This window comes from Pelomonas sp. KK5, assembly GCF_001984095.1.
GTDB lineage: Bacteria > Pseudomonadota > Gammaproteobacteria > Burkholderiales > Burkholderiaceae_C > KK5.
This window is the reverse complement of sequence record NZ_LYVQ01000472.1, coordinates 1-1454: the sequence shown is the minus strand read 5'-3', so window position 1 is coordinate 1454 and position 1454 is coordinate 1. Positions and strand designations below refer to the sequence as shown.

The window sequence follows — 1454 nt, the reverse complement described above, 5'->3', positions numbered from 1 at the left end:
GGCGGGGCCTGCTCGATCTGCTGGCGGGTGGGCGAGGGCTGGCGCTGCTTCAGGTCCGCCGGCGCGGCCAGCACCGGGATGCGGAAGCTGCCCTCCGGCTTGCGCCGGGCCTCCAGCGCGGGCTCGAAATAGCCGGTCATCAGGCCCTGATCGCCGCCGTCGGCTGCCTGCACCTGCCAGGGCTGCAGATGCTGCATCAGCCACAGGGCCGCCTCGGCGTCGTCGGCCGGATTGGCCAAGCTGGCGCGGGCGCAGGCCTCGGCCCAGCCGGGCGCGGGGCGGGCACAGCCGCGCAGCAGCGCGGGCCAGAGCTCCAGCGCATGGTCCTCGCCCCAGCCGGGCAGCTCGCTCCAGTCGGCGGCCACCCAGCGGGCGCGGCTGCCGCGCTGCTGGACGGCGCGGGCGCGGTTGTCGGCAGGCGGCTTGGCGGCCTGGTCCGCGGGCACCGGCGCCGGCGCGATCACGGTCACCGAGGTGCAGGCGGCCGCCAGCAAGGCCGCACCTAGAATCGCGCCGATGCTCGCAATCCTGCTCGAAGCCCTGGGCGCCCTGGCGCTGCTGCTGTTCATCGTCTGGTGGACCATGTTCTCCGGCCGCAAGCGCGGCGAGCGGCGGGACGAGTAAGCCATTTACCCCCGCGACGGGAAGAAGAAGCTCAGCGGCCGCGCCTTGAAGCGCTGCCAGATCGCCCGGCGCACGCGCGCCCGGTCGGCCAACTGGATGCCGCGCGAGCGCAGCGCCACCTTGAAGGCCAGGTAGAAGCTGACGCTGAGGTTCAGCGGACCCGTCAGCAGCACCGCCAGCACGCACCACCAGAATTCCGGCCGCTGCAGCACCGGCCAGCCGATCGCACCGGCCGCGGCGCTGAGCTGGCCGGTGGACAGCGTCACATGCCGCACGTCCAGCGGCACGCCGACGAAGCCCAGCAGCGCCGGCACCAGGCCCAGCATCAGGCCCAGGCTGATGTTGGCCGCCAGGCCCGAGATGTTGTTGCGCCACCAGAGCGACCAGCGCCGCGCCCGCCGCGCGCCGAGCCGCGCCAGCAGCAGCGGGTTCCAGGCGATGGCGGCATCGAGCCGGTAGAACACGAACCAGTTCTCCACCCAGCCGGCGATCAGGCTGCTGAGGAACAGCAGCACGCCGGTGAAGGCGGCGAACAGCAGCGAGGGACCGAAGAAGCTCAGCGCATGCAGCACGTGCTCCGCGTCCTTGAGGCCCACCAGCGGCACGCCGAAGACCGCCTTGCACAGCAGCTGCACGGCCAGCACCAGCGGCGCGCACATCAGCAGGTTGCCGACGATGCCGGCGAACTGCGAGCGCAGCAGGTTCGCGACCTCGTCGACGAAGCCGTCCAGGCCTTCGGGGTCGCCGATGTCCTGCAGCTTGTGGGCCATCGCCGGCGCGGTCATCGCCGGCTGCTTGGTGGCCACCGTCCAGTGCAGCAGGTGGATGAT

1 protein-coding gene and 1 pseudogene are annotated in these 1454 nt (G+C 72.5%); both read right to left on the bottom strand.

The window, feature by feature from the left end:
- Positions 1 to 494, bottom strand: a 494-nt coding sequence (locus B0W88_RS31725; RefSeq protein WP_198938008.1) for an MltA domain-containing protein, incomplete at its 3' end; no start/stop codon positions are given.
- 135 nt (positions 495 to 629) lie between these two features.
- A pseudogene (locus B0W88_RS31720) lies at positions 630 to 1454 on the bottom strand (site-specific recombinase); the annotation flags it as partial.